24 protein-coding genes are annotated in these 23518 nt (G+C 65.9%); 14 read left to right on the plus strand and 10 right to left on the minus strand.

Going from position 1 to position 23518, the window contains the following annotated elements; genetic code table 11:
- Positions 1–135: 135 nt before the first annotated feature.
- Positions 136–1278 (minus strand): DNA-processing protein DprA, encoded by a 1143-nt coding sequence (dprA, locus tag AC24YW_RS19525; protein WP_487484257.1) that lies wholly within the window; start codon positions 1276–1278, stop codon positions 136–138.
- Between the two features lie 90 nt (positions 1279–1368).
- On the opposite strand from dprA, the gene AC24YW_RS19530 reads away from it, so the two are divergent.
- Entirely contained in the window at positions 1369–2613 is a 1245-nt protein-coding gene (locus AC24YW_RS19530; RefSeq protein ID WP_487484258.1) for an amidase, read from the plus strand.
- Here the strand turns inward: AC24YW_RS19530 and AC24YW_RS19535 are convergent.
- The 4 genes from AC24YW_RS19535 to AC24YW_RS19550 all read right to left on the minus strand — a co-directional run bounded on the left by AC24YW_RS19535 (position 2605) and on the right by AC24YW_RS19550 (position 6920).
- Positions 2605–3810, minus strand: a complete 1206-nt coding sequence (locus tag AC24YW_RS19535) for a patatin-like phospholipase family protein (protein WP_487484259.1) — start codon at positions 3808–3810, stop codon at positions 2605–2607. The two genes, AC24YW_RS19530 and AC24YW_RS19535, sit on opposite strands and share 9 nt — an antisense overlap.
- 211 nt (positions 3811–4021) lie before the next feature.
- Complete coding sequence (plsY, locus tag AC24YW_RS19540; RefSeq protein ID WP_487484260.1) at positions 4022–4621, minus strand: glycerol-3-phosphate 1-O-acyltransferase PlsY; 600 nt, start codon at positions 4619–4621, stop codon at positions 4022–4024.
- Positions 4622–4665: 44 nt separating this feature from the next.
- Positions 4666–5967: a dihydroorotase gene (locus AC24YW_RS19545; RefSeq protein WP_487484622.1), complete on the minus strand. Its 1302-nt coding sequence runs from the start codon at positions 5965–5967 to the stop codon at positions 4666–4668.
- A gap of 5 nt (positions 5968–5972) precedes the next feature.
- A complete protein-coding gene (locus AC24YW_RS19550) occupies positions 5973–6920 on the minus strand; it encodes an aspartate carbamoyltransferase catalytic subunit (protein WP_197952821.1) in 948 nt (315 codons plus the stop codon).
- Positions 6921–7145: 225 nt separating this feature from the next.
- Here AC24YW_RS19550 and AC24YW_RS19555 point away from each other — a divergent pair, with 225 nt between their 5' ends.
- Genes AC24YW_RS19555 through AC24YW_RS19570 form a run of 4 tightly spaced genes read left to right on the plus strand, consistent with a single transcriptional unit; the run spans position 7146 to position 11706 of the window.
- Positions 7146–8492: an NADase-type glycan-binding domain-containing protein gene (locus AC24YW_RS19555; RefSeq protein ID WP_487484261.1), complete on the plus strand. Its 1347-nt coding sequence runs from the start codon at positions 7146–7148 to the stop codon at positions 8490–8492.
- The gene (locus AC24YW_RS19560) at positions 8489–9253 is read left to right on the plus strand and encodes a M15 family metallopeptidase (RefSeq protein ID WP_487484262.1); all 765 of its coding nucleotides are present in this window, start codon (positions 8489–8491) and stop codon (positions 9251–9253) included. Before AC24YW_RS19555 ends, AC24YW_RS19560 begins: the two co-directional genes overlap by 4 nt.
- A gap of 21 nt (positions 9254–9274) precedes the next feature.
- A complete protein-coding gene (locus tag AC24YW_RS19565; RefSeq protein ID WP_487484263.1) occupies positions 9275–10918 on the plus strand; it encodes an acyl-CoA dehydrogenase family protein in 1644 nt (547 codons plus the stop codon).
- 23 nt (positions 10919–10941) lie between these two features.
- Positions 10942–11706: a CPBP family intramembrane glutamic endopeptidase gene (locus tag AC24YW_RS19570; protein ID WP_487484264.1), complete on the plus strand. Its 765-nt coding sequence runs from the start codon at positions 10942–10944 to the stop codon at positions 11704–11706.
- 129 nt (positions 11707–11835) lie between these two features.
- On the opposite strand, the gene AC24YW_RS19575 is transcribed toward AC24YW_RS19570, so the two are convergent.
- Together AC24YW_RS19575 and ruvX are read right to left on the minus strand one after the other, a co-directional pair.
- Entirely contained in the window at positions 11836–12759 is a 924-nt protein-coding gene (locus tag AC24YW_RS19575) for an AEC family transporter (RefSeq protein WP_487484265.1), read from the minus strand.
- 3 nt (positions 12760–12762) lie between these two features.
- A complete protein-coding gene (ruvX, locus tag AC24YW_RS19580; protein ID WP_487484266.1) occupies positions 12763–13254 on the minus strand; it encodes a Holliday junction resolvase RuvX in 492 nt (163 codons plus the stop codon).
- A 45-nt stretch (positions 13255–13299) separates the two neighbouring features.
- Here ruvX and AC24YW_RS19585 point away from each other — a divergent pair, with 45 nt between their 5' ends.
- Positions 13300–13515, plus strand: a complete 216-nt coding sequence (locus tag AC24YW_RS19585; protein ID WP_487484267.1) for a hypothetical protein — start codon at positions 13300–13302, stop codon at positions 13513–13515.
- Between the two features lie 58 nt (positions 13516–13573).
- On the opposite strand, the gene AC24YW_RS19590 is transcribed toward AC24YW_RS19585, so the two are convergent.
- Entirely contained in the window at positions 13574–14509 is a 936-nt protein-coding gene (locus AC24YW_RS19590; protein WP_487484268.1) for a cyclase family protein, read from the minus strand.
- A gap of 200 nt (positions 14510–14709) precedes the next feature.
- Complete coding sequence (locus AC24YW_RS19595) at positions 14710–15600, minus strand: LysR substrate-binding domain-containing protein (RefSeq protein WP_487484269.1); 891 nt, start codon at positions 15598–15600, stop codon at positions 14710–14712.
- A gap of 97 nt (positions 15601–15697) precedes the next feature.
- On the opposite strand from AC24YW_RS19595, the gene AC24YW_RS19600 reads away from it, so the two are divergent.
- The 7 genes from AC24YW_RS19600 (at position 15698) to gatB (ending at position 21783) form a co-directional block, all read left to right on the plus strand.
- Positions 15698–16723, plus strand: coding sequence for an NAD(P)H-dependent flavin oxidoreductase (locus AC24YW_RS19600; protein WP_487484270.1), 1026 nt, complete (start codon positions 15698–15700; stop codon positions 16721–16723).
- Positions 16724–16863: 140 nt separating this feature from the next.
- Positions 16864–17940: an NAD(P)H-dependent flavin oxidoreductase gene (locus AC24YW_RS19605; RefSeq protein WP_487484271.1), complete on the plus strand. Its 1077-nt coding sequence runs from the start codon at positions 16864–16866 to the stop codon at positions 17938–17940.
- 76 nt (positions 17941–18016) lie between these two features.
- A complete protein-coding gene (gene gatC / locus AC24YW_RS19610) occupies positions 18017–18304 on the plus strand; it encodes an Asp-tRNA(Asn)/Glu-tRNA(Gln) amidotransferase subunit GatC (protein WP_128265297.1) in 288 nt (95 codons plus the stop codon).
- 14 nt (positions 18305–18318) lie between these two features.
- Positions 18319–18543 (plus strand): hypothetical protein, encoded by a 225-nt coding sequence (locus AC24YW_RS19615; RefSeq protein WP_025036737.1) that lies wholly within the window; start codon positions 18319–18321, stop codon positions 18541–18543.
- Positions 18540–20015, plus strand: a complete 1476-nt coding sequence (gene gatA, locus AC24YW_RS19620; protein ID WP_487484272.1) for an Asp-tRNA(Asn)/Glu-tRNA(Gln) amidotransferase subunit GatA — start codon at positions 18540–18542, stop codon at positions 20013–20015. The genes AC24YW_RS19615 and gatA overlap by 4 nt, the downstream gene beginning before the upstream one ends.
- Complete coding sequence (locus AC24YW_RS19625; protein ID WP_487484273.1) at positions 20006–20308, plus strand: hypothetical protein; 303 nt, start codon at positions 20006–20008, stop codon at positions 20306–20308. The genes gatA and AC24YW_RS19625 overlap by 10 nt, the downstream gene beginning before the upstream one ends.
- Positions 20305–21783 carry an Asp-tRNA(Asn)/Glu-tRNA(Gln) amidotransferase subunit GatB gene (gene gatB / locus AC24YW_RS19630; protein ID WP_487484274.1) on the plus strand — a complete coding sequence of 493 codons (1479 nt, stop codon included), beginning with the start codon at positions 20305–20307 and terminating at the stop codon, positions 21781–21783. Before AC24YW_RS19625 ends, gatB begins: the two co-directional genes overlap by 4 nt.
- 3 nt (positions 21784–21786) lie before the next feature.
- Here the strand turns inward: gatB and AC24YW_RS19635 are convergent, their stop codons facing one another.
- The gene (locus AC24YW_RS19635; RefSeq protein WP_487484275.1) at positions 21787–22110 is read right to left on the minus strand and encodes a hypothetical protein; all 324 of its coding nucleotides are present in this window, start codon (positions 22108–22110) and stop codon (positions 21787–21789) included.
- Between the two features lie 1123 nt (positions 22111–23233).
- On the opposite strand from AC24YW_RS19635, the gene AC24YW_RS19640 reads away from it, so the two are divergent.
- Complete coding sequence (locus AC24YW_RS19640; protein WP_487484276.1) at positions 23234–23500, plus strand: hypothetical protein; 267 nt, start codon at positions 23234–23236, stop codon at positions 23498–23500.
- The last annotated feature ends 18 nt before the right edge of the window (positions 23501–23518 follow it).

The following is a 23518-nucleotide window of genomic DNA, read 5'->3' on the forward strand; positions in this document are numbered from 1 at the left end:
CGTGCGGCCTCCATTTTCGTCATTCCGGAGCCCGAGCGAAGCGAGCGAGCCCGGAATCCATCTAGCGGCAGAGCAAGTGGATGGATGGATTCCGGTTCGGCTCTTCGAGCCGCCCCGGAATGACATCTCGAGACACTAAACCAGCGAGACCAATCCGCCACCATGACGCTCGAGCTTGCCGGCGAGCTCGAGCTCCAGCAGCACGGTGCGCACGATCGCAGGCGAGGCGCCGGACATCCGGACGAGGTCGTCGATCGAGATGGGCGCAGGGCCGAGCAGGCCGGTGATCTGGTCGCGATCATGGCTTTGCGGATCGCTTTCGAACGGCTCGCTGTCGGGCTCGCCCGCGGGGTGCATCAGCGGCCGCTCCATGATCGGTTGCACCGCGTTGACGATGTCGGCAGCTTCGGTGACGAGCGTTGCGCCCTGCTTGATCAGGTCGTTGGTGCCGGCGGCGCGCGGATCGAGCGGCGAGCCCGGGACGGCGAACACCTCGCGGCCCTGTTCGGCCGCCATGCGCGCCGTGATCAGCGAGCCCGAGCGGTGCGCCGCCTCGACCACGACGACGCCGAGCGAAGCGCCCGAGATCAGCCGGTTGCGGCGGGGAAAGTCGCGGGCGCGCGGTTCGTGGCCGAGCGGCATCTCGGAGATCGCTGCGCCCTGGTGGTCGAGGATCGCCGTGAGCAGATCACCATGCTCCGGCGGATAGATGCAGTCATGGCCGCCGGCGAGCACGGCGATCGTGCCGCTCTCCACGCTCGTGCGATGCGCGGCCTGGTCGACGCCGCGGGCGAGGCCCGAGATGACCACGAAGCCGGCTTCGCCGAGCTCACGCGCGAGCACACCTGCGAATTTCAGGCCGGCGCCGGAGGCGTTGCGCGAGCCGACGATCGCGATCATCGGCCGCATCAGGGATTTGGTGTCGCCGCGCACCGCGAGCAGCGGCGGCGCATCGTCGATCATCGCCAGCCGGGCCGGATAGCCGTCCTCGCCGGGCGCACGCCAGGAAATGCCGAACTTGCGGCTTGCGGCGAGCTCGGCCTTCGCCTCATCCGCACTGCAGATGCGCCCCGATCGCGCCGCGCCGCCGCGGCGGGCGAGGTCGGGCAACCGCTCCAGCGCCGCGCGCGGGCTGCCGAAATGATCGACCAACGAGCGGAAGGTGCGCGGTCCGACATTGTCGGAGCGGATCAGCCGCAAGCGGTCGATCCGCTCAGCCTCGGTCAGCTCCACGCTTGTGTTGATGGCGTCCACGGCATCTCCTTGCAGCCGCACCATGGAACAACCTGGGGGAGTGGGCAACAGCCGCGTGCGCTTGCCTGGTCTCGCCCCGATGCTAAAAGCGAGGCCAATAAGAAGGATGTTGCCATGATCTCACTCGCCGACCTCCAGCGCCGCATCGAAGCGGGGGAGCTTTCGCCCGATGACGCCATCGCCCAGTCGCATGCGGCGATCGAGGCCAAGGAGAAGGACGTCCGCGCCTTCGTCCGGCACGACAAATCGGCGAGGGCGCAAGCCTCGGGCCCGCTGCGTGGCATTGCCGTCGGCATCAAGGACATCATCGACACCGCCGACATGCCGACCGAGATGGGTTCGGAGATCTATCGCGGCTGGCAGCCGCGCGCCGACGCGCCGGTCGTGATGATGCTGAAGCGGGCCGGGGCGACTATCATCGGCAAGACGACCACGACTGCGTTCGCCTCGAGCGATCCGACCCCGACACTCAATCCGCACAATCCCGGTCACACGCCGGGCGGCTCGTCCTCGGGTTCGGCGGCGGCCGTCGGCGCCGGCATGATCCCGCTGGCGCTGGGCACCCAGACCGGCGGCTCGGTGATCCGGCCGGCGGCCTATTGTGGCGCTGCCGCGATAAAACCCTCGTTCCGGATGCTGCCGACCATCGGCGTGAAGTGCTATTCGTGGGCCCTCGACACGGTCGGCCTGTTCGGCAGCCGCGCGGAAGATCTCGCGCGCGGATTGCTGGCGATGACCGGCCGCACTGAATTCGACGGCATGGGTCCAGCCAAGGCGCCGCGCATCGGCGTGGTGAGGCAGGAGTTTGCCGAAGCCGTGGAGCCGGCGGCAGAGGAGGGCTTACAGGCTGCGGTCAAGGCGGCCGAGAAGGCCGGCGCGCGCGTGCAGACCATCGATCTGCCCGAGGCGGTCAAGGAAGCCTGGCGCATCCATCCCATCATCCAGAACTTCGAGGCGCATCGCGCGCTTGCCTGGGAGTTTTCCGAACGTCACGACGAGATCGCGCCGCTGCTGCGCGCCAGCCTCGATGAGACGGTCGGACTGACACCTAAGGAATACGACGATGCGCGTCGCATCGCCCGCCGTGGCCGCCGCGAGCTCGGCGAGCTGTTTGAAGGGGTCGACGTGCTGCTGACCGATTCGGCGCCGGGCACCGCGCCGGCCAAGGAGCTCGCCTCGACCGGCTCGCCCCGTTACAACCGGCTGTGGACGCTGATGGGCAATCCTTGCGTCAATGTGCCAGTGCTCAAGGTCGGGGGCCTGCCTGTTGGCGTGCAGGTGATCGCGCGCTTCGGCAACGATCCGCTCGCGCTCGCGGCGGCTTGGTTCCTGGAGGACGCGCTGGCGAAATCAGGCTAGCACAGGTTCGGAAGGAGCGAGGGCCTCAGCGGGCGCTGAGGGCGCTACGCCGGCTCCGGCGCCTTGCCCGAGCCAGCGCTCGGCGGCCGCGCGGCCGCTTCGGTGCAGCAGACGAATGAAGCCGCGGCCGAGATCGGCCGTTGAGCGCTGCGCCAAGCCGTCTACGGAGTCTTCCGCCGCGATCCTGGAGAGCCGCGGGGGAGAGGCCATGTGCGACTGCGCCCATTCGATCGCGGCGATCTCGGCATTGAGCGCGGCGTTGGCCGCGATCTGGTCGAGCCGGCGGTCGATCGCGGCGAGCGTGATCGGCACATAGCCGTCGTGCGTCGGCGTGACCTGGACCAGCAGCAGATCCGTTGCCGCCGTGTCCTGCACCAGACGCAGCAGCGGCGGATTGCCGCCAAAGCCGCCGTCCCAATAGGCTTCGCCGTCGATCTCGACCGCACAATGGACCAGCGGAGGGCAGGTCGAGGCCAGCGCGACGTCGGCGGTGATGGCTTCGTTGCCGAAGATCTGCTGCTGCCCGTCGCGGATCCGCGTCGCCGCGATCAGCAGTTTTGGGCACCGCGCATGGCGCAGGACGGAAAAGTCGATGTCGCGGGACACCGCCTGCCGCAGCGGGTCGAGGTCGAACGGATCGAACTGGCCCGAGCGCAGGGTCGGGCCGAATGCGACCGAGCTCCCCGCCGGCGAGAAGCCGCCGATCAGCATCAGCGAGCGGAACGAGGCCTCGTGCATCAGCCGGACCCAGAACCGGTTCAGCCTGGAACGGGCGCCTTCGCGGCCGCCTTCGGCCAGGCCGCAAGCGAGCAGCAGCGCATTGATGGCGCCGGCGCTGGCGCCGCTGATGGTGTCGATCTCGATATCAGTCTCTTCCAGCAGTCGCTCCAGCACACCCCAGGTGAAGGCGGCAAAGGTGCCGCCGCCCTGCAGCGCCAGCGAAAGCCGTCGCGGCGGCCATTGGGTGGAATGCGCCTGCGTCGGCACGACCGGTGCAGCCTTGGCGATGACGATGTCGAGTGGAGCGTCGGCTTGCACGACGGGCTCCGGCTTCGGCGCTGGTCGGGAAACCGGGGCAGGCGTGGGCGGCGGCGCGTCGGACCAGATATTGGTCGCCGATAGCAGCCGGCTTGCTGCGGTGCCGGAAGCACCGAGCGAACCGATCCCGTCATTCGCGCCGACAATCTTCTCGCTCATTCTGAGCAACCGCCTAACGCCGTTTCCCCCCGTCAGAATGACAGGCATGGAACACCTTCGCTACAGTCCGCCGTGGCTCGGAGGACAATTGCGAACAGGATTTGGCATATAATGCGAAAGGGGTGCGGCGGTATCCGTACTTTTCCGACTTCAGATGCTTGTTGACGCGTCTTCTTAACGCGAACCGGCGATCTACATCGCGGAGAGCGCGCTAGGCCGCCTTCTCGCCGATCCGGCTTTCCTTGCCGGTTTGCAGGCGCTTGATGTTCTCGCGATGCGCGTAGAACAACAGCAGCGTCATCACAGCGAACAATGCGGCGAGTGCGAGGTGCCCGAACCACCAGAGGAACATCGGCGTGATGAACGCGGCCACCAGCGCGGACAGCGACGAGTAACGGGTGGTGAAGGCGGTCGCCAGCCAGAGCAGGCAGAACACCACCATGCCGGGCCAGAACAGGCCGAGCAGGACGCCGATATAGGTCGCGACGCCCTTGCCGCCCTTGAATTTCAGCCAGACCGGGAAGAGATGGCCGAGGAAGGCGCCTAGCCCGGCCACCATGGCAGCGTTGGGCCCGGCAATGGTGCCGGCGATCACCACCGCCGCCGTGCCTTTGAGCGCGTCGAGCAGCAGCGTACCCGCGGCAAGGCCTTTGCTCCCGGTGCGCAGCACATTGGTCGCGCCGATGCTGCCGGAGCCGATCGAACGGATATCCCGTGTGCCGGCGAGCCTGGTCAGAACCAGGCCGAACGGGATCGAGCCGAAGAGATAGCCGATGACGAAAGCCACGGGCAGGAAGGCTTCAAGCCCCATGGCGGAAGCTCCCAAGGCTGGATTTCGCGAGGCTGGATGTCACGTCAGACATGCTCATACACCGTTCGTCCGCCGACAATGGTGCGCACCACGCGGCCTGTAAAGCGGGCCTCGTCGAACGGGGTGTTCTTGCAGGGCGATTTGAGGTCCGCGGGATCGACCACCCAGGGCACGTCGGGGTCGATCACGATGACGTCGGCCGGGCTGCCGGCGCGCAAGGTTCCGCCCGGCAGGCCGAGCAGCTCGGCGGGGCGGGTCGACATCGCGCGGATCAGCGTCTTCAGCTCGATCTCGCCATTGTGCACCAACCGCAGGCCGGCCGGCAGCATGGTCTCGAGTCCGACGGCACCGGGCGCGGCTTCCGCGAACGGCAGGCGCTTGCCCTCGACGTCCTGCGGATTGTGGTCGGACATGATGACATCGAGCAGGCCGGAGCCGATCGCCGCCACCAGGGCGCGGCGGTCGTCCTCGGTGCGCAGCGGCGGCGACAGCTTCAGGAACGAACGGTAAGGACCGATGTCGTTCTCGTTCAGCGCCAGATGATTGATCGAGACCGAGGCGCTGACGGCGAGCCCGGCATCGCGCGCGCGCTGGAGGATGTCGAGGGAATCGATGCAGGTCAGCGACGCCGCGTGGTAGCGGCCGCCGGTGAGGGCGACCAGCCGCAGATCGCGCTCCAGCATCACGGCTTCGGCGGCATTCGGGATGCCCATCAGGCCGAGCCGCGAGGCGAACTCGCCCTCGTTCATCACGCCTTCGCCGACGAGATCGGGGTCTTCGGTGTAATGCACGATCAGCGCGTCGAAATCGCGCGCATAGGTCAGCGCGCGGCGCATCACCTGCGCATTGGTCACGCTTCTGGCGCCATCGCTGAAGGCGACGGCGCCCGCGGCCTTGAGCAGGCCGAATTCGGTCATTTCCTGGCCGTGCATGCCCTTGGTGAGGGCGGCCATCGGCTGGATGTTGACGATGGCGGTGTCGCGGGCGCGGCGCATCACGAAATCGACCGTCGCCGAATTGTCGATCACCGGCGAGGTGTCGGGCTGGCAGATGATGGTGGTGATGCCGCCGGTCGCGGCCGCCTGGCTCGCGGTGGCAAAGGTCTCGCGGTGGCTGAAGCCGGGCTCGCCGACGAAGGCGCGCATGTCGACCAGGCCGGGTGCGACGATCTTGCCTGAGCAATTGACGATGTCGGTGCCCTCGGGGACGCCGGCCGCGCCAATGCCGCGGCGGGTCTCGCGGATGCTGCCGTCGGCGATCAGGACGTCGCCTACCCCGTCGAAATCCCTGGAGGGATCGACGACGCGGGCATTGGCCAGCAGGATGGGGCGGCGATCGGTCAACATCGGCATCACGCGTTCGGCAGGTTGCGGGCGAGCGCTTCCAGCACCGCCATGCGCACGGCGACGCCCATCTCCACCTGCTCGCGGATCAGGGATTGCGCGCCGTCGGCGACTGCGGTGTCGATTTCGACGCCGCGGTTCATGGGGCCGGGATGCATCACGAGCGCGTCCGGCTTGGCGTAGGCGAGCTTCTTCTGGTCGAGCCCGAAATAGTGGAAGTATTCGCTCGACGAGGGCACGAAGGAGCCGTTCATGCGCTCGCGCTGCAGCCGCAGCATCATGACGATGTCGGCGCCGTTGAGACCCTCGCGCATGTCGCGCGCGACCTCGACGCCCATCCGCTCGATGCCTGGCGGCAGCAGCGTGGAGGGCCCGACGACGCGGACGCGCGCACCCATGGTGTTGAGCAGGATGATGTTGGAGCGGGCGACGCGCGAATGCAGCACGTCGCCGCAGATCGCGACCACGAGCCCCTCGATCCGGCCCTTGTTGCGGCGGATGGTGAGCGCGTCGAGCAGCGCCTGGGTCGGATGCTCGTGCGCGCCGTCGCCGGCATTGATCACGGAACCGTCGACCTTGCGAGCCAGCAGTTCCACCGCGCCGGAGGCATGATGGCGCATCACCAGGATGTCTGGGTGCATCGCATTGAGCGTCATCGCGGTGTCGATCAGCGTCTCGCCCTTCTTGATGGACGAGGAGGCCACCGACATGTTCATGACGTCGGCGCCCAGCCGCTTTCCCGCGAGCTCGAACGAGGACTGGGTCCGGGTGGAGGCCTCGAAGAACAGGTTCACCTGCGTCCGTCCGCGCAGGACGGTGCGCTTCTTGTCAACCTGGCGGTTGAGCTCGACATATTCTTCGGACAGGTCGAGCAGGCCGCTGATGTCGGCCGCGGAAAGGCCCTCGATGCCCAGCAAATGCCGGTGGCCGAGGACGAAGGTCGATTTCGATGTCATTAAAAGCAGAGCTATAGGGGCGGATCGCGGGGGGAGCAAGCTTCAAATCCCGCCGCCCGACTTATCCACGGCGCTTTGCGGTGGAGGCGGTGCCGCCGGCCGGTGTTCGGGGCAGCCGCTTTGCGCTAGAGTCGCAACATTGGTTGCGTCACGGGCTGGATCATGACGGGCACCCGGTATTTTAATCGACTGGCGCGCAATGTTGCTGCGCTCGTGACCGCGTGCATGGCTGGCCTTGCGACACCGGCTTGGGCCGAAAAACGTGTCGCATTCGTGATCGGCAACGATCTCTATCCGAACCTGCCGGCCGACCGGCAATTGAAGAAGGCAGCCAATGACGCAACGACCGTGGCCGACGCGCTGAGATCGCTGGGGTTCGACATCGTGCTCGGGACCAATCTCGGCCGGCAGGGCATGATCGACCGGCTCGCGGATTTCACGTCGCGGCTCGAGCCGGGCGATACCGCCGCAATGTTCTATGCCGGACACGGCGTTGCGATCGCGGGGGTGAACTACCTGGTGCCGAGCGACGTCCCCACCGTCAACGAGGGCGCCGAGGCGCGGGTGCGCGGGGCCTCGATCGCCGAGCCCGACGTGATTGCGGAGCTTCAGGCCAAGGCAGTGCGTGTCGCCTTCGTCGTCATCGATGCCTGCCGTGACAATCCGTTTCCGCGCGCCGCGGGCCGCTCGATCGGGAACACGCGGGGGCTCGCTGACGCGAAGCCCGCGCGCGGGATCTTCACGCTCTATTCCGCGGGGATCGGCCAGACCGCGCTCGACCAGCTCGGCAACAACGATACGGCGCACAACTCGGTGTTCACGCGGATCTTCGTCGAGCAGCTGAAGCGGCCCGAGCTGCATCTCGGCGATCTCGCGGTCGAGGTGCGCGAGCGCGTGGCGGCGCTGGCCCTGACCGCGACGGATGCCGGAGGACAAGCAGTACCGCACGAGCAGACGCCCGCTTATTACGACCAGACGCTCGGCGGGCGCATCTTTCTCTGGGATGCGGGAGCGTCGAACGGGGCGCCGAAAGTGGCGGGCATGCTGATCAAGCCGCCGGCAAGGCCCGCAGTTGCGGAGCGTGCCACCATGCGTCCGCCGCGTCCGTCCGCTCCAGGCGAAAGCTGCGCCCGCAGCGGCTTCGAGACCTATTGCGTCAGCTCGATGCTGAAGCCGCAATTCGGCAATTCGTACGGCGCAGCGAATTTGTTCGACGCCTCGACGGGAACGGCCTGGGTCGAGGGCGCCTCGGGCAACGGCGTCGGCGAGTGGATCACCGTCGAGTTCGAAACCGTGCGTCGGGTCAAATCGATCCACGTGCAGAACGGCTACCAAAAAAGCCCCGACATCTTCGCCAAGAACAACAGGGTCCGCCAGCTTCGCGTGCTGTTCTCGGGCGGCGAGTCGCAGACCTTCATTCTCGACGACAAGCTGTCGGCTCAATTGCTGACATTGCGACCGCCGGTGTCGGCCTATTGGATGCAGTTCATCATCGACGACGTCTGGGCCGGCCACAAATATAGGGACACCGCGATCACGAAGCTTCTGGTCAACTCGGATCCGGTGCAATGACCGCAAGGACCGGAACCGCGGCGCTCGTCGCGCTGCTCGCACTCTCGTTCCTCGCTCCGGTGCAGGCGCAGACCTTGCCCGGCGACTTCGTCTATTTGCGCGACATCGATCCGACCATCATCCAGGACATCCGTTACGCCACGTCGAACAATTTCGTCGGCCGCCCGCTCGCCGGCTACGATGCCGGCGAATGCGTGGTGAAGCGCGAAGTGGGGCTGCGGCTGAAGGCGGTGCAGCAGGAGCTGGCGGCGCAAAATCTCTCGCTCAAGATGTTCGACTGCTACCGGCCGGCGCGGTCCTCGCTCGACATGGTCAGGTGGTCGCAGAACGGCCGCGAGACCGCTGCGGAACGGCGCTACAACCCGAAGATTCCGAAGACCGAGCTGTTCCGCCTCGGCTACATTGCGAGCCGTTCGCAGCATTCGACTGGTGCGGCGCTCGATCTCACGCTGGTCGATCTGAAGGCCGACAATTCCGCCAAATATGATCCAGCCAAGACCTATGCGGATTGCACGGCGCCGGTCGAGGCCCGTGCGCCGGAGGGCAGCGTCGACATGGGCACAGGCTACGACTGTACCGACCCGAAGGGGCATACCGCCGCAACCTCGATCAATGCGGAGCAGCGTGCCTGGCGCAAGCGGCTGGTGGCTGCGATGGCCAGGCAAGGCTTTGTGAACTATTCGAAGGAGTGGTGGCATTTTTCCCTGCCGGGGGCGGGCGGGGCGGCCTATGATTTCCCGATCCAGCCGCGGCGGAACTGATTCCGCGCTGAGGACGAGAAGATGACCCAGCCCGCATTTGTGACCCACGAGGTCTTTAATCAGTCGCCGCCGTTTGAGGACGTCGATCTTTTCGCCGTGGATCGGCCGCTGGTCGAAGCGGTCAGGGCCAATGGCGGCGCGGCGGCAGAGCGTGAACTCTCCGAGTTCGGCCGGCATTGGGGCTCGGCGGCGATGATCGATTGCGGGCGCCTTGCGAACGAGAACACGCCGAAGCTGCGCAGCTTCGATGCCAAAGGCAATCGCCGCGACCAGGTCGAGTTTCATCCCGCCTATCACGAGCTGATGGCACACAGTGCGCATGCGGGCATGCACAATTCGACGTGGACGGCTGACGGAAAACCCGCGGGCGATGCCGCCGAGGTCATTCGCGCCGCAAAATTCTACATGGCTGCGCAAGTCGAGACCGGCCATCTCTGCCCGATCACGATGACGCGCGCGTCCGTTGGTGCCCTGGCGATGCAGCCCGATCTGCTCGCGCGGGTGATGCCGGTGCTGTCGACCAGGAGCTACGACCCGAGCTTTGCGCCGTGGTGGGGCAAGCGCGGCATGACGCTCGGCATGGGCATGACCGAGAAGCAGGGCGGCACCGATGTGCGCGCCAACATGACCCGCGCGGTGCGCGACGGCGACGGCTACCGCATCACGGGCCACAAATGGTTCATGTCGGCGCCGATGTGCGATGCGTTCCTGGTGCTGGCGCAGGCCGAGGGCGGGCTGACCTGTTTCTTCATGCCGCGCTTCGCGCCGGATGGTTCGGTCAACGCCGTCGAGTTCCAGCGGCTGAAGGACAAGCTCGGCAACCGCTCCAATGCCTCGTCGGAGGTCGAGTTCACAGGCGCCTATGCCGAAAGGGTCGGCGAGGAGGGCAAGGGCATCCGCACCATCATCCAGATGGTGCAGCTGACGCGGCAGGATTGTGCCATCGCCTCCGTCGGCCTGATGCGCTCGGGGCTTGCGCATGCGCTGCGCCACGCCCGGCATCGCAGCGTGTTCCAGAAGCATCTGGCCGATCAGCCATTGATGCAGGCCGTGCTGTCGGACATGGCGCTGCATGTGGAGGCGAGCGCGGCGCTGGTGATGCGGCTCTGCCGCGCCTTCGACCGCACGCCGCATGATGCGGCGGAGGCCGCCTATATGCGGCTGCTCACGCCTGCGATCAAATACTGGACCTGCAAGAGCGCGCCGCCGTTCCTGTTCGAGGCGATGGAGTGCCTCGGCGGCAACGGTTATGTCGAGGACGGCATTCTGGCGCGCCATTATCGGGAGTCGCCCGTCAACGCTATTTGGGAGGGCTCGGGCAACGTGATGTGCCTCGACGTGCTGCGGGCGCTCTCGCGCGAAGGCGAGGCGGCGACGGCGGTGCTGCAAGCGCTGGCGGCCGAGACCAAGGGGCTGCCGGGGGCGGGCGAGGCGGTCAGCTTCATCGGCAAGACGTTTCGGCGCGCCGACGGCGAGCGCGTCGCGCGGCTTGCGGTCGAGAAGCTGGCATTGCTGGCCGCGACGTCCGCGCTCAATGGCGTGTCGCCGCGCCAGGCCGAATTGTTCGCCGCGACGCGCCTCGCGACGAACCACGCCAGCATGTACGGCGCGGTCGAACTCGACAGCGCCGACATGCGCGTGCTGCTGGATCGGGCGCTGCCGTGAGCGTCCAAAACGAAAGCCTTCTGATGGACTCCCTCAATCCCGATCATTCGCCGCTGACCGAGACGCCAGCGACGCCGCGCGTCTGGAAGTTCTGGGGCACGGCGCTGTGGGGTCTCTTTATCTTCGTCGCGATGTTCGTCGGGCAGATCGGCGCCGTGCTTGTGCTGGCGGCACAGCGTGGTCTTCCCATGGACCTCGCCTCGCTCCAGCTCGTCGGCCGTGAGCCGCAGACGCTCGCGCTCTCGGTCATCGCGGGGCTGCCGACGACGCTTCTTGCGGTCTGGCTCGCCATTCGCATCAAGAAGGCCTCCTTCGTCGACTATCTCGCGCTGCATTGGCCGTCCTGGAAGCAGCTGCTGTTCGGCGCCGTCGGTCTCATCCTGATCGTGCTGCTCTGGGAGACGATGTCGCGCGCGCTCGGCCGCGAGGCGACGCCGGGCTTCATGACCGATCTGTTGAAATCGGGCCGCGACAAGGGCGCGGCGCTGCTGCTGCTCGCCGCATTCGCGGTGGCTGCGCCGATGTCGGAAGAGGTTCTGGCGCGAGGCTTCCTCTATCGCGGCTGGTCGGCGAGCTTCTTGCGGGCATCAGGCGCGATCCTGCTGTCGTCCTTGGTCTGGACCATCGTGCACCTGCAGTACGACTTGTACTTTCTGGCCGAAGTTTTCTGCATCGGTCTATGGTTCGGCTACATGCGTTATCGCGCCGGCTCGCTGTGGCTCACCATCGTGCTGCACGCGTTGAACAATCTGACGGCAGTGGTGCTGACGATGTGGCTGGGGAGCTAGCTCCACACTCCGTCATTGCGAGCGCAGCGAAGCAATCCAGAATCTCTCCGCCGCGGCAGTCTGGATTGCTTCGTCGCAAGAGCTCCTCGCAATGACGAGGTGAGAGAGGTGCGCTCGTCATGACGAGTGCTAGGCCGCCAATCCGATCGCGATCGGCATCGTAATGGCTGCAAAGATCGTCTGCAGCGTGATGATCTGGGCCAGCAGCGGGGCATCGCCGCCCATCTGGCGAGCGAGGACATAGGCGCTCGACGAGGTCGGCACCGCCGAGCAGATCGCCACGATCGCGAGACTGTTGCCCGAAAGCCCGAACCAGAGACCGAGCCCCATCGCGAGCGCGGGCATCAGCAAGAGCTTGAGAACGACGCCGACGGCTGCGCCGAGGCTTGGACGGAAGAGCCCTTCCAGGTGCAGCCCCGCCCCGGTGACGAGCAGGCCGATGGCGAGCGAGGAACTGCCGAGCGCGTCTGCAACCTCATGCCAGAGTTTTGGTAGCGGCAGATGGGTGACATTGACGGCAAGGCCGATGATGCAGGCCCAGATCAAGGGATTGCGCACCAATGTCATGACGATGGCGCGGCCGGATTGCTTTTCCGGCGATGCGTAACGAGCGAGCACCGAGACGCTGAACACGTTGACGAGCGGGATGATCGCCACCATCGCAACGGAGGCGAGCGCCAGCCCGACATCGCCGAACAAATTGGCGGCGATCGACAGCGCCACGAAGGTCTGCCAGCGCGTCGCGCCCTGGAAGATCGAGGTAAAGGCGGGGCCGTCGATGCCGAGCCGCGACAGGGCCGGGCGCAAGGCGAGGCACAAAAGTGACATCGCCAGTGCCGACAGCAGCAGCGCGCCGCCGACGCCGGCGACCGGAACCTTCGTGAGATCCGCCTTCACCAGGGTCTGGATCAGCAGCATCGGAAACAACACGAAATATGTCAGCTGCTCCAACCCGTGCCATTGCGTGTCGAGCCGCATCAGGCTGCGCTTCAGCACGATTCCGAGCACGATGAGGATGAAGACCGGCAGCAAGGCCGCGATGACGACGGCCATGAATTAGTCTGGTCCCGGGCTCGTGCGAAGATTGGCAAGGCGATCGAGCGCGCCTTGCAGGATGAAGATCGCGGCATGCTCGTCGATCACCTCGGCGCGCTTGGCGCGGCTGACGTCCATGCCGATCAGCTCGCGTTCGACCGCCGCGGTCGAGAGGCGCTCGTCCCACAGACCAATGGGCAGGGCAGTGAGGCCAGCGAGGTTGCGCGCGAAGGCGCGGGTCGATTGCGCGCGCGGACCTTCGCTGCCGTCCATGTTGATGGGCAGGCCGAGCACGAAGCCGACCACCTTGCGCTCTGTGGCGATGGCCAGCAGCCTGGCGGCATCCTGCTTGAACTGCTTGCGCTGGATCGTCTCGACGCCGGTGGCCAGCCGCCGGTCCGGGTCGGACACGGCGACGCCGATGGTCTTGGTGCCGAGATCGAGCCCGACCAGCGCGCCGCGTTCGGGCCAGTGGGTTGCAGCGTCGACGAGAGGCAGGATAAGAGCCGGCATGGCGTAGCGCATATCACGCGCCGCGCCGCGGAGTGAACCCGGAACATGGATGCACTGACACTATTCGGCCTGTTTGCCGTGACGGCGATGCTGGTCTGCTATGCCCTGGAGGATCGCAGTCACTGGTTCGTGCTGCTGTTCGCCGCGTCCTGCGCACTTGGCTCGGCCTACGGCTTTCTCCAGGGCGCCTGGCCGTTCGGTCTGATCGAGGCGATCTGGGCCGTCGTGGCGCTGCGGCGGTGGCAGCTGAAGGCGCGCTGACGGCGGAGGTGGGCGAGGGCCTGGCCGCAAGGCACGCAGCTCCTCGCCCGGGCTCTTTTCAGCGGATCGCGATCGGGTTGATCATCGCCTGCACCCCGCCGGTCCAGCGCGGCTGTCCCAGCACGAACAGGAATTCATAGCCCTTGTCGCGAGCGAGCGCGGCGGTGTCCATGTTCTCGAGGATGTAGGTCCCGTTCATGGCGAGCAGGATCTGGTGCACCTCGAACACGGTCTTGCCTTCGAACGGCAGCACCTCGAGACCCCAGGTATCGGCGCCGACGGCGACGACGCCCTTGCCGGTGAGGTACTTCGCGCCCTCGACGCCGAGGCCGGGTTCGCCCGCGGAATAGCGCTTGTCGTCCTTGCCGACCAGGCTGAGCCAGCCGGTGTGGAAGATGACGACGTCGCCCTGGCGGATCTCGACGTTCTGCTGCTTGGCGGCCTCCTCGATCTCCTTGACGTTGAAGGCCGTGCCCTCCTTCACCACGTCGGTCTTGAAATAGGCGGCCATGTCGAGCAGCACGCCGCGGGTGACCATCGGCGGCACCTTTTCGATGCCGAGCTTCTTCAACCCGTTCGGATCGGCGAAGTCGGCAAGCTTGTTGCCGTTGTAATAGACGTGCTCGATGCCGAGATGGCCGAGCCCGTCCAGCTGGCTGCCGACGCCGACCCAGGTATCGAGGATGTCGTCGTTGTAGGTGGCCTTGTTGGGACCGAGGCCCGCGCTGCCGGCCTGTCCCGGCTGCACGATGGTGATCTTGTAGGTGCGCGGCGGATAGGCCGGCGTCTGCGGCGTGACGGCCATGCCAAGGGCGTAGGTCTTGCCGGTCTTTACCAGGGATGCCGCCTTCACCACGAGCTCGGGCGTCATGTAGTTGGCGGCGCCGATCTCATCGTTCGGCCCCCATTTCGATTTGGTCCAGTCCTGTGCGCCTGCAGTTCCTGATATCGCCGACAACGCGGCGACGCAGCACAACACGAGCGTATTGCGCATCAATAGTCCTCCCGATGTTTTCTGCCGATGTTTTGGCTTGGTTTATGGTTTTGCGCTGGCCAGTCACTCATCCTAACGTAGAAGGAGCGCGGGCTTCAAAGCTTTTCGAGGTGCTGCGCTGCGATGGCAGAGCGCAGCGCGAGTTATTCAAGCGCGATGGATTTGTGACGAATTTCGCGGCGTGGAACGTTCGCGCCGCATCAAGCTGCGATGACGTCCTCGTCCTTCTTCAGGCAATCGGCAAAACCGCTCAGCGCGCTGTATTGATGTCCGGCGCGTCGCTGGATGAAGAGTGTCTCGACACGCGCATGTGACGGGCTCAGCGTGTGGACGGCGACGGCGCCGTTCATCGCGCTGCGTTCCACGACGGCGCGCGGCAGCAGCGTCACGCCCATGTCGGCGGCGACGCAGCCGATCATGCCGTCAAGCGTGCCGAGCTCGAAGCGCGCCGCCGACGGCCAACCGAATTCGACGAAGATCTGTTCGAGCCGCTGGCGATAGGTGCAGCCGGTGCGGAACGCCAGCGCGGTGGGACCCGATTCCGGCGTGCCGGCGCGCAGCTCGGCGAGCGAAGCCCAGCGGCGCGCGCTGACCAGCACCAGCTCTTCGCTGAATGCGCTCGTCGCGGTGAGGTCGTCATGCGCGATGGGCCCTGCGACGAAGGCGCCGTCGAGCGTGCCGTCGAGCACGCTCGCGACGAGGTCGGCGGTCGGCGCGGTGCGCAAGGACAGGCGCACGGAAGGGAAGCGGCGGTGGAAATCGGCCAGCAGCGGCGGCAATCGCACCGCTGCCGTGGTTTCCATCGATCCGATCGCGAGCGGTCCTTTCGGCTCGCCATCGTCGCGCGCGGCGAGCAAGGCTTCGCGCGACAGCGCCGCCATCTTTTGCGCATAGGGGAGGAGGCGCTTGCCGGCACCGGTCAGCGTCATGCCGCGCGAGTGCCGCTCGAACAGGGGCGTGCCGATCTCTGCCTCCAGCGCCTTCACGCGCTGGGTGACGTTCGACTGCACCGTGTTGAGCTCCTCGGCGGCGCGCGTGATCCCGCCGGCGCGGGCGACGGCGGCGAAGGTCTTGAAATCGCTGAGGTCCATAGCTTCGTTTCGCTTTCGAGATGGCAACGTTCGCAACAATTCAATATTCGAGAATGCTAGTCGCGCCTAAGCTCGCTGTCCAGATCGGGGAGGAGCCATGCCGATGACGACGTCGCTGACCACGCTGCTGGGGATCGAGCATCCGATCCTGCTGGCGCCGATGGATGTCATTGCCGGCAGCCGGCTGGCCGCGGCGGTGAGCCGCGCCGGCGGGTTCGGCATTCTCGGCGGCGGCTATGGCGAGCGGGTCTGGCTGGAGCAGGAGACCGCGAAGCTCGCCGGCCTCAGTGCACCGTTCGGCATCGGCTTCATCACCTGGAGCCTCGCCAAGCGGCCCGAGCTTCTCGATGTCGCGCTCGCTGCGAAACCAGACGCGATCATGTTGTCGTTCGGCGATCCCGCGCCGTTCGCGCCCAAGATCAAATCCACAGGCGCGCGCCTGATCTGCCAGGTTCAGGACGAGGCGATGGCGCGGCAGGCGCTCGATGCCGGTGCTGACATCCTGATCGCGCAAGGCACGGAGGCGGGCGGTCATGGTGCTTCGCGCAGCACCGTCGAGTTCGTGCCCGCCATCGTCGATCTCGCCGCGGGGCGCGTTCCCGTGGTGGCGGCCGGCGGCATCGCGGATGGGCGCGGGCTCGCTGCCATGATGATGCTGGGCGCGAGCGGCGTGCTGCTCGGCACGCGCTTCTATGCCAGCCAGGAGGCCGACGGCGCGGAGGAGGCCAAGCGCCGCATCAGCGCGGCGAGCTCCGGTTCGACTGTGCGCGGCATCATCTTCGATCTCTCCCGCAACAACGTCTGGCCGGCGCCGTTCACCGGGCGGTGCCTGGTCAACGATCATGCCAGGCGCTGGATCGGCCGCGAGGTCGAGCTGATGCAGAATGTTGCCGCAGTCGCGGCCGAGTATGCGGCAGCAAGGGCGGCGGGCAATTTCGAGGTCGCCGCGGTGATCGCCGGCGAGGCTGTCGGGCTGATTCATGATATCCCACCGGCGGCGGAGATCGTCGAACGGATTGCGGCGGAGGCGGAGCAGTTGCTGCAAGGGCGGCGGAATTCCGGTGCTTCTTTCCCATCTCCCCTCGTGGGAGAAGGTGGCGCAGACGCAATCCGCGCCGGATGAGGGTTCTCTCCGCGGAGCGTAAAGTCACTTCGAGAGGTCTGTCGCTGCGGATGCAAACCCCTCACCCGTCACGCCGCTGGCGCGGCGATCCACCCTCTCCCTCAAAGGGAGAGTGGAAGAACTAATGCGAGGCAAGAACCATGTGGCCTGACCGTCGACTGATCGATCTGTTCAAGACCGAATTCCCGATCGTGCTGGCGCCGATGGCGGGCGTGATGGATGCGGAGTTGGTGATCGCCGTGGCGCAGGGCGGCGGGCTCGGCTCGCTGCCCAGTGCGATGATCTCGCCGGAGAAGGCGCGTGAGCAGGTCGGCCTGATCCGCCAGACCGTCAAGGCGCCGGTCAACATGAACTTCTTCTGCCACACGCCAGCCGAGCTGACGCGCGAGGCGGACGCGCGGTGGAAGCAGCGGCTCGCGGGCTACTATTCCGAGCATGGTCTCGATCCCTCAGCGTCGATCGCGGCTGCGAACCGCGCGCCGTTCGATGCGGCGTTCTGCGAGGTGGTCGAGGAGCTGAAGCCGGAGGTCGTCAGCTTCCATTTCGGCCTGCCGGAGCAAGCGCTGCTGAGGCGCGTCAAGGCGGCGGGCTGCCTCGTCATCTCATCCGCGACGACGGTGAAAGAGGCGGTCTGGCTGGAGGAACGCGGCGTCGATGCCGTGATCGCGCAAGGTGCCGAAGCGGGCGGCCATCGCGGCATGTTCCTGACCGACAAGGTCGCCGAGCAGCCCGGCACGTTTGCGCTGGTGCCGCAGGTCGTCGATGCCGTGAAGGTGCCGGTGATCGCGGCGGGCGGCATCGCCGATGGACGCGGCATTGCCGCAGCCTTCGCGCTCGGTGCCTCCGGCGTGCAGATCGGCAGCGCCTATCTGCGCTGTCCGGAATCCAAGGTCAGCGCGGGCGGCCGCAAGGCGCTCGCTGAGGCGCGGGACGATTCCACCGTCATCACCAATGTCATGACCGGCCGGCCTGCGCGCGGGGTGCAGAACCGGCTGATGCGCGAGGCCGGCCCGATCTCGCCGGATGCGCCGCCGTTCCCCCACGCCGCGACGGCGCTGGGGCCGCTGAAGGCGGCTGCCGAAAAGCAGGGCAGGGTGGATTTCACCAATCTCTGGGCAGGGCAGGCCGTCGCGCTGGGCCGCGAGGTCCCCGCCGCCGAATTGACCCGGGATCTCGCCAAATCGGCGCTGGAGCGCATGAAGGCCCTCGTCGGATAGGGGGAAGCGCCGGTTGCGGCGCAAAAGCGGCCTCTGCTATACGGCACATGGGATTTGCCGTAAGAGGCCTTATATAATGTCCGTCGACGCCGCTACCGTCCGCCGCATCGCGCATCTGGCGCGCATTGCGGTCTCCGAGGACGAGGTTCCGCATCTTCAGGGCGAGCTCAACGCCATGCTCGCTTTCGTCGAGCAGCTCTCGGAAGTCAATGTCGAGGGCGTGGAGCCGATGACCTCGGTCACCCCGATGCAGATGAAGAAGCGGCAGGACGTGGTCGACGACGGCGAGATCGCCGACGATATCGTTGCCAACGCGCCCGCGACCGAAGGTCACTTCTTCCTGGTGCCGAAGGTCGTTGAATAAACAGGTTGGGTCCGATGTGCCTGCTTTGCGACGATGAGAAGGCCTATCAGGCCTACATGAATTACCTCGACAAGATGGAGCGGCAGGGCAAGGCTGCTGATCCCAACGTCGCCGTCAATGCCGTGCTCGACGAGATCGAGGCGGCTGCGAAAGCCGCCGCCAAGAAAAACGTCATGCAAGACGACCCGGCCAACGACAAGACCCTGTCTCCGTTCTTCTGCAGCCCGATCAATAAATGACCGATTTGACATCGCTGACGCTCGCCGAGGCCCGCAAGGGCCTCGCGGCAAAAACTTTCACGTCGCTCGAGCTGACCGAGGCGCATCTTTCCGCGATCGAAGCCGCGCGCGTGCTCAACGCCTTCGTGATGGAAACGCCGGACCAGGCGCGCGACATGGCGCGCGAGGCGGACAGCAAGATCGCCAAGGGTGATGCGGGCCCGCTCGCGGGCATCCCGCTCGGGATCAAGGATCTGTTCGCGACCAAGGGCGTGCGCACCACGGCGTGCTCGAAGATCCTCGGCAATTTCGTGCCGACCTATGAGTCCACCGTCACCTCGCAGCTCTGGCGCGACGGCGCGGTGATGCTGGGCAAGCTCAACAATGACGAGTTCGCGATGGGCTCGGCCAACGAGACCTCGTGCTTCGGTCCGGTCGGCAATCCCTGGCGGCGCGAGGGCAGCAACACGACGCTGGTGCCGGGCGGCTCGTCCGGCGGCTCTGCCTCTGCTGTGGCGGCGCTGCTCTGCATGGGCGCGACCGCGACCGACACCGGCGGCTCGATCCGCCAGCCGGCCGCGTTCACCGCGACCGTCGGCATCAAGCCCACCTATGGCCGCTGCTCGCGCTGGGGCATCGTCGCCTTTGCCTCCTCGCTCGATCAGGCAGGACCGATCGCGCGCAGCGTGCGCGATGCCGCGATGCTGCTGCGCTCGATGGCCGGCCACGATCCCAAGGACACGACGTCGGTCGATATCCCCGTGCCGGATTACGAGGTGGCGATCGGCAAGTCCGTGAAGGGCATGAAGATCGGCATTCCCCGAGAGTATCGTCTCGACGGCATGCCGGCCGAGATCGAGAAGCTCTGGGAAGCGGGCGCGGCGTGGCTGAAAGCGGCCGGTGCCGAGCTGGTCGAGGTGTCGCTGCCACACACCAAATACGCGCTGCCGGCCTATTACATCGTGGCGCCGGCGGAGGCCTCGTCGAATCTCGCGCGCTATGACGGCGTGCGCTACGGCCTGCGCGAGCCGGCTAAGAACATCATCGAGCTCTACGAGAACACCCGCGCGGCAGGCTTTGGCGCCGAGGTACGCCGCCGCGTCATGATCGGCACCTATGTGCTGTCGGCCGGCTATTACGACGCCTACTATCTCCGCGCCCAGAAGGTGCGCACGCTGATCAAGAAGGATTTTGAGGATTGCTTCGCCAAGGGCGTCGACGCCATCCTCACCCCGGCGACGCCGTCGGCGGCCTTCGGTATCGGCGAGAAGGGCGGTGCCGATCCGGTCGAGATGTATCTCAATGACATCTTCACGGTGACCGTGAACATGGCGGGCCTGCCGGGCATCGCGGTTCCCGCCGGCAAGGACGCGCAGGGCCTGCCGCTCGGGCTGCAATTGATCGGCCGCCCGTTCGACGAGGAGACGCTATTCTCGCTCGGCGAGGTGATCGAGCAGGCCGCCGGCCGCTTCACGCCCGCGAGGTGGTGGTGAATGTCGCCGATTTCATCGCGAGCCTCGGCGGCGCGGCGCCCGCGCCGGACCTGAACGCGCCGCTCGCCGGCCTCTGGTGGGCGGCGAAGGGCGACTGGGACCGCGCGCACACGATCGTTCAGGACGAGAGCAGCCGCGAGGCCGCCTGGGTGCATGCCTATTTGCACCGTGTCGAAGGTGATCTCGGCAATGCCGGTTATTGGTATCGCCAGGCCGGCCAGCCAGCGGCAAAGGATTCATTGGACGCGGAGTGGGAGCGGATCGCTGCCACGCTGCTCGGGAGCAGGACATGAGCACGGCCACGCACAAGCTTCTCAAGGGCGCCACTGGTGAGTGGGAGATGGTCATCGGCATGGAGATCCATGCCCAGGTGACCTCGAACGCCAAACTGTTCTCGGGCGCGTCCACCGCCTTCGGCGGCGAGCCTAACAGCCAAGTATCGCTGGTCGACGTCGCGATGCCTGGCATGCTGCCGGTCATCAACGAGGAATGCGTCAGGCAGGCTGTCCGGACCGGGCTCGGCCTCAACGCGCAGATCAACCTGCGCTCGGTGTTCGACCGCAAGAACTATTTCTATCCGGACCTGCCGCAGGGCTACCAGATCAGCCAGTACAAATCGCCCATCGTGGGCGAGGGCGAGGTGATCATCGATCTCGACGGCGGCAAGACGGCCACCATCGGTATCGAGCGGCTGCATCTGGAGCAGGATCCCGGCAAGATGCTGCACGACCGGTCGCCGTCGCTGTCCTACATCGATTTCAATCGCTCTGGCGTGGCGCTGATGGAGATCGTCTCGAAGCCTGATATCCGCGACGCCGAGCAGGCCAAGGCCTATGTGACCAAGCTGCGCTCGATCATGCGCTACCTCGGCACCTGCGACGGTGACATGGAGAAGGGATCCTTGCGCGCCGACGTCAACGTGTCCGTGCGCAGGCCCGGCGCGCCGCTCGGCACCCGCTGCGAGATCAAGAACATGAATTCGATCGCCTTCATCGGCCAGGCGATCGAGTATGAAGCGCGGCGCCAGATCGAAATCCTGGAGGATGGCGGGCAGATCGAGCAGGAGACGCGCCGGTTCGATCCCAACAAGGGCGAGACGCGCTCGATGCGATCGAAGGAGGAGGCGCACGACTATCGCTACTTCCCCGACCCCGACCTGTTGCCGCTGGAGTTCGGCCAGGACTTCGTCGACGCGCTGAAGGCGAAGCTGCCGGAGCTGCCGGACCAGAAGAAGGCGCGCTTCGTCGCCGATTTCGGCCTCTCGGCCTATGATGCGAGCGTGCTGGTCGCCGAGCGCGAGAGCGCGCTGTTCTACGAGACGGTGCTCGACAAGCTGGCGAGCCGCGCCCGCGACGGCAAGATGGCGGCGAACTGGGTGATCAACGAGCTGTTCGGCCGTCTCAACAAGGAAGGCCGGGATATTACGGCCTCGCCCGTCAATGCCGGGCAACTGGCTGCGATCGTCGATCTGATCGGCGAGGGCACGATCTCGGGCAAGATCGCCAAGGATCTGTTCGAGATCGTCTGGCAGGAAGGCGGCGATCCCCGCGCGCTGGTCGAAAGCCGCGGCATGAAGCAGGTCACGGATCTCTCGGCGATCGAAAAGGTGGTCGACGACATCATCGCGGCCAATCCCGACAAGGCGGCGCAGGTGAAGGACAAGCCGCAATCGCTCGGCTGGTTCGTCGGCCAGGTGATGAAGGCGTCCGGCGGCAAGGCCAACCCGCAGAGCGTCAACGACCTGCTCAAGTCCAAGCTCGGCGTCTAAGCCTCACGCATTCGAACGAGGTGGCGGACACGTTTCGTCACCTCGCATTCGGTTCTCGCTGCGACGCTCGCGCGCATCCTCGATGGCAACTTCATCCTGGTCGACGGCGATGCGGCGGGCGAATCGCCGCCGCGCGATTCGCCCGAAACGGCGGCTTGAACGCGCTCCGGCGAGCGCCCGCGTCGTTAAGCACGAAAATATTTTCGTTGCCAAAAATCGCGACTCAGAGTCCGCGAAGCGCTTTCGCGAGGCGACCGCGCGTTGGTCGATGCGCATCGCCGCGTCGATCGCGCACGATGCGTGCGTGCGAAAAAATACTTGCTGCATAGTGTTTTCGTGCAGTCGCATCGTTCGCGAACATCGGCGATGCGAGCGCTCTGCATGATCGCAAGTGCACGTCTTACGAAGCGCCTGCGTCGCGCCCGCCAAGCGCAGGCGCCTTGCTGCGTCAACACTTCTTTAAGCGAGAAGCTGTTTTTTTCTTCGTGTTGGTGTATTCGGGATGAGTGCATTCGATCCCCGAGTGCACGCAGCGATTAAAGCCATCTCACACATCGGAGGGCAACATGGCCAAGAAAGCGAAGAAGGCGAAGAAGGCGAAGAGCGCAGTGAAGAAGACTGCGAAGAAGACCCGCAAGGTCGCGAAGAAGAAGAAGTAACTTCGCTTCTGAAGTTGCCGGCTCCAGATAGCCGGCACGTCATCAGCGCCTCCTAGAGGTTCTGGTCGACGATAGAGGGTGTCGGCGAGACATCAGGTCAACGGTCGGACCGTTCTCTTTGGCGGTCCGGCAGAAGAAACGAGTTTTCTTCGTTCGGTGCGGTTCTCCTCAAACGGGCTCCGCAATTTCACGACAGGCCTTCGGGCCAAAGTGGAATCTGGTCCTGACGTGTTCGCCGACGCCCTCGTTCCCTTGAAGCCGGGGCATTGCCGGCATTCCTTTTCCCCCTTCGACATTGCTGATCTGAAACGGGCGACGTCATCGCGCCCTCGCTCGAACTGCCTTGGGCATGCCCTCCAGTACTCCGAGACGGCAGCGCTTGAGTCGATAAGCTGCGGCGTACTGGATTCCCCGCCTGCGCAGGGAATGACAGCGTCGGGTGAATCCGCTCCTTCAGATTCTAACCACACGGACACGCGCACCGCGCGCGATGGTTATCGTTCTCCCAAAATCCCAGGGTAAACCGAATCTGACGAATGACAGAAGCGCCTGCGAATCAGGGACTTCTTCAATTCTCGGCACAGCAGGCGCGCGCTCGCGTTTACGTCTGCTTCATCGCGATGCTTAAACTGCCATTCAAATTTGCCCGCCATCATCCCCTCCAACAAGCCGGCAAACGGCGATGGGGAAGAGTTGAACAGTGCACGATCCCTGGGAAGGGTGATGCACATCAGAGTTGGACGGGAGCCGCGCTCGGGGGACGAGGCGGCATAAGAACAAGGGGATGCGTGATGTTTCAGGGTACTTTCGATCTGGAGACGGCAACGCCGGTCGATGCGTGCGCGCTGTCGGACGTGCTGTTCGAGCGCGGGATCTATTGGGCGAGCGGCCGCTCCGGCATCGTCGATCTCGTCGCCGCGCACAAATGGTTCAATCTCGCCGCGCTGAAGGGCCGCAAGGACGCCGTGGCGCTGCGCCAGGAAATCGCCGGGCAGATGTCGGAGGCCGAGATCTCCGTCGCGCAGCGTGAGGCGAGAGCCTGGGTCTGCGCGCACTGAGCGGTCACGTCGCTTGGG

The sequence above is a fragment of the Bradyrhizobium sp. USDA3516 genome, from assembly GCF_057651995.1.